The following is a 6,235-nucleotide window of genomic DNA, read 5'->3' as shown; positions in this document are numbered from 1 at the left end:
AGCAACTTGGGCTCGAACGGGGCATGCCAGTCGACCGCGCGCGGATAGGCTTTCAGCCACGGCCGGGCTGCGCTGAGGGATTCGGTCGCCGCCTTCGAGGGCGCGGAGGCGGGGTCGCTCGCCATGCGTTAAGAATTCCGTTATATTTTATCGCCGCTTACCGGACCGAAATGCCAATTGGGAGGCGATTGGCCGCAGGCAGTCTTCTCGACAAAATTATGATAGCACGCAAGGGATTGCTTAAGGCGTCATGGGTTAGCCTGAGCGTTGCCGTGAATATGCTGAAACAATGGCATAGTAAGGCGCAAAAACGCCAATTTTATTGGCGATGAGATCAGCTAGCAGGGCTTGTATAGGCCAAGGCCTGGGTAGACTCGACCAAATTTTAAGTCTATTCCAATGGCCAACTTGCCCTAGGAATAGCTGTGACTTAGCCAGGGATTAGACACGGACCCCCGAACCGGGCAGGGAGAGCGATATGGACGAGGTGGCAACGAAGATCATCGAGATTTTGCGCAAGAACATGAAGGATCCTTCGAAGGCCGTCGCGCTCGAAACTCCCCTTAGCGAGCTTGAAATCGAATCTCTCGATCTAGCTGTGATCGTTTTCGATATTGAGGACACTTTCGGAATCGAGATCCCATATAATGCCAACGAAGAAGTAGAGGCGTTTGCGACAGTGGGGTCTGTCGTCGATCGCGTGCAAAGCATCATCTCTCAGTCGAAGGCTTCCGGCGCCGCAGCTTAGGGCGCGCCGACGAAAGGCATTCGCGGGGGTTCAGCCACGCTTGGAGCTACGGTTTAAACCTATATGACACAAAATAATGGGCGAAGGCGCGTCGTGGTCACCGGCCAGGGCGTCGTTACACCTTTGGGTACTGGCGTTGAGAAATTCTGGGCGGGCTTGAAGGCCGGCGAGTGCGGCATTCGCGAAGTCCAGAGCTTCGACACGCAGGATCTTTACATCACCATCGCCGGGGAGATCCCCGATTTCGACCCGAGCGAGCGCAAGCTGAGCAAGTCGCTCATGCTCGCGGACAAGTTCTCGCAATACGCGGGCTGCGCCGCCAAGGAGGCGGTTGCCCAGTCCGGCATGGAAATGCCGCTCAAGGGCGAGGCAGGCTATCGCACGGCGTGCATCATCGGCTCCGGCGTTGGCGGCCTGACGACGCTGGAATTCTCCTACAAGATGCTGTTCAAAGAGAACAAGCGCGCAACGCATCCGCTGACCCTGTTGAAGGCGATCGGCAGCTCCGCGTCCGCCCATGTCAGCATCGATTACGGCATCACCGGCCCGACCTTCGGCGTCGTGAGCGCCTGTTCCACCGCCACCCATTCCATCGGCCTCACCTACCGCATGATTCGCGAAGGCCTCGTCGATCGCGGCCTGGCCGGCGCTGCGGAAGCCTCGCTCAATTGGGGCGCCACCCGCGCTTGGCAGGCCATGCGCGTGCTGAGCCCGGAGGGCCTGTGGCCCTTCTCCAAGCGCCGCAACGGCACGGTGCTCGCCGAGGGCAGCGGCATCTTAATGCTCGAAGAGTACGAGCAGGCCAAGGCGCGCGGCGCCACCATCGTCGCGGAGGTGAAGGGCTATGGCATGACGGCGGATGCCGGCGACATGGTCAATCCGTCCATCGACGGCGCCTCGACCGCGATGCAGATGGCGATCGACGACAGCGGCCTGTCGCCGAGCGACATCGACTACATCAACGCGCACGGCACCGCGACCATGGTCAACGACATCAACGAGACCCGCGCCATCAAGCGTGTGTTCGGCAATGCCGCCAACAAGGTGTCGATCTCCTCGACGAAGTCGATGCATGGCCATTGCCTTGGCGCCGGTGGCGCCATCGAGGCCGTCGCCGCCATCAAGGCGATCGGCGATAATTTCGTGCCCGCTACGCTTGGGCTCGATGAGCCCGACGACGAGTGCGATCTGGACTACACCGCGAATGTCGGCCGCAAGCGCGACGTCAACTATGCGATGTCGAACTCGTTCGCCTTCGGCGGCCTGAATGCGGTTCTGGTCTTCGGCCCGCCGCCCGCTTAAGCGGCCTTTCGTCTCGCGGCGGGGCACGTGCCTTCACTCGGATTGATCGCCAAGATCGCGCTCCTCGCGGTGACGAGCCTCGTGCTCGGCTATGTCATCGCGGACTGGTCGCAGTCCGGCAAACAGCAGCAGGCCATCGCCGCGCATGCCGAAGAGATCTTCCGCTCGCCGACAAGCTTCGTGGCCGGCAACCCGCAAGGCGACGTGAGCGTGGTCGCCTTCTTCGATTATAACTGCCCGGACTGCCGCCGCACCGCGCCCGATCTCGCGCGTCTCGTCGCGCAAGATCCCAAGATCCGTGTGGTTCTGAAAGAGCTGCCCGTGCTGGGCGCGGACTCAGAAGCCGTGGCGCGGCTTGCGCTCGCGGCGAAGGCGCAAGGCAAATATGCCGAGCTGCATGACAGGCTGATCACCGAGCGCGGGCGCGCCACGGTAGCTAGGGCCTTGAGCATCGCAAGCGAGCTTGGGCTCGACCCCGACGCGCTTAAAACGGCCGCCGCGCAGCCTTCGATCACCGCGACCCTTGCCGAGAACAAACGCTTGGCGGGCGAATTGCGGGTGAAAGGCGTGCCGTTTTATCTCGTCGGGAATCAGGTGCTGGGAGAGGGATCGGATCCCTTCTACCCGGAGCTGGAAGCCGCCGTTGCGAAGGTCCGCAAGGATGGCTGCGCAGCCTGTCGATGAAAATGGGGAGGCCGTTAGACCTCCCCATCGTCGATCAATCGGCGTCGCGGTGGTAGCCGCCGATGGCGCCGGCGACCGCGCCGATAAACGCACCGATCAACAACGACAGCGACATGAAGAAGCCGAAACTCACCGCCGCCTGCCGTGCCTGCTCGGCAGCTTCGGCGGAGACGCTGTCGGCACCCGCGGTCACGGCGGCAGCACCGCCGACTGCGGAACTGAGCGCGACCAGAGCAGCCACCAAGAGAGTCGCGAGCGCCCAGGCGAGGAAGCCATGAGCGGTATCGCGGAAAAAGACCTCATCGGTGCGGATACCCACCCATTTCGTGCGCATCCGGCCGGTCAGATAGCCGCCGAGCCCGGACGCCAACCACTGCGTGACGATCATCCAGATGCCCGCGCCGATCGCAAAGGCTGCCGGCGGGGTTTCGGAGAATGAGAACGAGTAGGGCATGGCGCTGAGCCCAATCGCCGGTCCGAGCGTGAACAGGATGATGGAGACGCCGACCGCCGCGAGCGCGCCGCCGACAATGGCGCCCCACTCAACGGCTGACGAAGAACTTTCGACGGACGCTTCTTCAACGCGGCCAGATTTCGTTACCATGATAGGATGTCCCCTTGGTTGCGATGCGTTGCAAACCAAGGGCCGGAGCTAAAGTTCCGCTTTCCGGGCGCCGGGCGGGGGATCAGATCAGGCCGAACATCATTGTCGGCAAGCAGGGCCATGCGAGCTTTCGTGGCAGCAGATCGTCGCCGCCGCCAAGCCGCTCGGTTCGTCATGTCGATGTCGGCCCGCGACGGCGTCGGATCGCCCGAAGTGTGGTTGTGGACGAGCACCATGGCCGTCGCAGACAGCTCCAGCGCCCGCTTCATCACGTCACACACATAACGGGGGTGTGATCGACGGTGCCCTTCTGCTGCACCTCGTCGGCGATGATCTGGTTACGCTTGTGGAGGAAGAGGATGCGGAATTGCTCCTTGGCTTCAAACCCCATCGAGGCGCGGCAATAGTCGACCACCTGCTCCCAGGAGCCGAGCACTGGGCGCTTCAGCACCTCGCCGCGCATGAGCCGCAGCGCCGCGGCGCGGATGAGCTTGATCTCGGTGATGGCGGCCTCGCCGATGCCGGGGATCTCGCGCAACAGCTCCTCAGGCGCGTTGATGGCCTCGGCGAAACTGCCGAACGGGGCGAGGATCGCCTTGGCCAGGGGCTTCGTGTCCTTGCGCGGCGCGGCGCGAAATAGGATCAGCTCGATAAGTTCGTAGTCGGGCAGGGCGTCGGCGCCGCCTTCACGGAAGCGGCGGCGCAAGCGCTCCCGGTGTCCGAGATAATGGGGCTTGCCGGCGTCCTTGAAGCCCATCATGCGCCGGCTAGTGCTGCAGTGGCGGTCGGTCCGAGCCTCGCGGCGAGGCGGTGAACACCTGGCATCCGGTCTCGGTGACGCCGATCGTATGCTCGAACTGTGCCGACAGAGAGCGATCGCGGGTGACCGCGGTCCAGCCGTCGGACAGGATCTTCACATGCGGCTTGCCGAGATTGATCATCGGCTCGATGGTGAAGAGCATTCCCGGTTTGAGCTGCAGCCCTTCGCCCGGCTCGCCGTAATGCAGGATATTGGGACGGTCGTGGAAGACGCGCCCCAAGCCGTGGCCGCAGAAATCGCGCACCACGCTACAGCGCTCTCCTTCGGCATAGGTCTGGATCGCGGTGCCGATATCGCCGGTGGTCGCGCCGGGGCGAACCGCCGCCACGCCGCGCATGAGCGCGTTATGGGTGACCTCGAGCAGCCGCTCGGCCGCGCGGGAGATCTTTCCAACCCCGTACATGCGGCTCGAATCGCCGTGCCAGCCGTCGACGATCAGCGTCACGTCGATATTGAGGATGTCGCCTTCCTTCAGCGGCCGATCCCCAGGGATGCCGTGGCAGACCACATGATTGATGGACGTGCAGATCGACTTCGGAAAGCCGCGATAATTGAGCGGGGCCGGGATCGCGCCACGATCCATCGCGAATTCGAACACATGCGCGTCGAGCGCCTCGGTGGTCACGCCGGGCGCGACCTTGTCGGTCAGCGCGTCAAGCGCCTCGGCCACGAGCTGGCCGGCTTTCTGCATCCCGGCAAAAGCCTCCGGCCCGTGCAGCTTGATCTTGGTGTCACGCGCCTGTGCGCGAGCGAATTCGAGATTGGACATTGCGTATAACCGTAACGAGGGCGTGGACCTGACTTAAGGTGAAAAATGCGCCCGCGCAATGGCACCGCGCCCGAGACGACCGGGACAGACCCGCCCCGACGGGACATACTGCGTGCGTCCGGCAACCCAAAAATTTCGCCAGCTTTCCATGCCATGACCGATATGGAGCAAGATTCCGACCCGGTGACTGCGGCCCTGGTCATTATCGGCGAGGAGATCCTGTCGGGGCGCACCACGGACGCGAACACAACCTATATCGCAGCCTATCTGACGCGGGCCGGTATCGCCTTGCGCGAGATCAGGGTCGTGCCCGATCTGGAAGCTGAGATCGTCGCGGCCGTGAATACGCTCCGGCCGCGCTTCAGCTATGTCTTTACGACCGGCGGCATCGGCCCGACCCATGACGATGTCACCACCGATGCCATCGCCAAGGCTTTCGAGGTCGCGGTGGTTGTCGACCCAGACGCGGTGGCGGCGATGCGCACCCATTATGCGGAGGACGAGCTGACGCCCGCCCGTCTCCGCATGGCGCGCATCCCCCAAGGCGCCGCACTGATCGATAACCCCATTTCCCGCGCGCCGGGCTTCATGCTGGAAAATGTCATCGTCATGGCTGGCGTGCCGCGAATCATGCAGGTGATGCTCGATGCGGTGGCGCCGCGTCTCAGGACCGGTAGGCCAATGCTCACCCGTTCGGTTCGCATCGATGTCGCCGAGGGAGATGTCGCGCCGGGCCTTGCGGCGCTACAGGCGTCGCATCCAGAGGTGCAGATCGGAAGCTACCCATTCTTCGAGCAGCGCCGCCTCGGAACCTTCGCCGTGCTGCGGAGCGTCGACCCCGCCAAGCTTGAACAGGCGCTCGCGGGGCTCTGGGAAGTTATCCACACCGAAGGCTTCAGCGCCGTCGCGGCGGAGCCCGATTAACGAATTTTGTGCCGCCCACGCGCAAATGACGCCCGAAAAACGAATCAGTTGGCGGCGGGCGTCGGGGCTTCGACGGCGAGCATCCTGCTCATGAAGTCGGTGAGCGCCCGCGCTGCATCTCCGGTCTTGAAGTGTGGCACGTCGCTGGTGACGCGCTCCGCCGACGCCGCCGCCGACTGCGACGGACCGATACAAGCCATCGACCATTGCGGAAATTGTCGCGCGATGGGCTCCATGAGAACCATGACGATGTCGGTGTGACGCGTGTCGGCGCAGATGCGGCGATAGGTTTCCTCCACCGCAGCGCGGTCTCCTTCCAGCACTTGCGCGAAACGATTGTCGGTTGCGAGGAGCGCGCCGGTGACATGCGCCGCTTCGTTGTTC

General features: G+C 63.4%; 7 protein-coding genes and 1 pseudogene. 4 read left to right on the top strand and 4 right to left on the bottom strand.

The features are described 5' to 3' along the window. The first annotated feature begins 478 nt into the window (after positions 1–478). The 3 genes from ACR2J1_RS10510 to ACR2J1_RS10500 all read left to right on the top strand — a co-directional run bounded on the left by ACR2J1_RS10510 (position 479) and on the right by ACR2J1_RS10500 (position 2,734). Positions 479–748, top strand: a complete 270-nt coding sequence (locus ACR2J1_RS10510; protein WP_434019278.1) for an acyl carrier protein — start codon at positions 479–481, stop codon at positions 746–748. 63 nt (positions 749–811) lie between these two features. Next, on the top strand, positions 812–2,050 hold the full coding sequence (locus ACR2J1_RS10505; protein WP_434019277.1) for a beta-ketoacyl-[acyl-carrier-protein] synthase family protein: 1,239 nt from the start codon (positions 812–814) through the stop codon (positions 2,048–2,050). A gap of 27 nt (positions 2,051–2,077) precedes the next feature. Then, the gene (locus ACR2J1_RS10500; RefSeq protein ID WP_434019276.1) at positions 2,078–2,734 is read left to right on the top strand and encodes a DsbA family protein; all 657 of its coding nucleotides are present in this window, start codon (positions 2,078–2,080) and stop codon (positions 2,732–2,734) included. Positions 2,735–2,768: 34 nt separating this feature from the next. Here the strand turns inward: ACR2J1_RS10500 and ACR2J1_RS10495 are convergent, their stop codons facing one another. The 3 genes and pseudogenes from ACR2J1_RS10495 to map form a co-directional block, all read right to left on the bottom strand. Continuing rightward, the gene (locus ACR2J1_RS10495) at positions 2,769–3,338 is read right to left on the bottom strand and encodes a hypothetical protein (RefSeq protein ID WP_434019275.1); all 570 of its coding nucleotides are present in this window, start codon (positions 3,336–3,338) and stop codon (positions 2,769–2,771) included. Beyond that, positions 3,332–3,729 (bottom strand): annotated as a pseudogene (locus tag ACR2J1_RS10490) (JAB domain-containing protein). Before ACR2J1_RS10490 ends, ACR2J1_RS10495 begins: the two are co-directional and overlap by 7 nt. 376 nt (positions 3,730–4,105) lie before the next feature. Then, complete coding sequence (map, locus tag ACR2J1_RS10485; protein ID WP_434019274.1) at positions 4,106–4,927, bottom strand: type I methionyl aminopeptidase; 822 nt, start codon at positions 4,925–4,927, stop codon at positions 4,106–4,108. A 153-nt stretch (positions 4,928–5,080) separates the two neighbouring features. Here map and ACR2J1_RS10480 point away from each other — a divergent pair, with 153 nt between their 5' ends. Further along, positions 5,081–5,851, top strand: a complete 771-nt coding sequence (locus ACR2J1_RS10480; RefSeq protein WP_434019273.1) for a competence/damage-inducible protein A — start codon at positions 5,081–5,083, stop codon at positions 5,849–5,851. A gap of 44 nt (positions 5,852–5,895) precedes the next feature. Here ACR2J1_RS10480 and ACR2J1_RS10475 read toward each other — a convergent pair. Next, the coding region (locus ACR2J1_RS10475) for a BLUF domain-containing protein (RefSeq protein WP_434019272.1) at positions 5,896–6,235 on the bottom strand (340 nt) is incomplete at its 5' end.

The organism is Methyloceanibacter sp. (assembly GCF_050999895.1).
Lineage (GTDB): Bacteria > Pseudomonadota > Alphaproteobacteria > Rhizobiales > Methyloligellaceae > Methyloceanibacter.
This window is presented reverse-complemented; position numbering and strand designations above follow the sequence as displayed.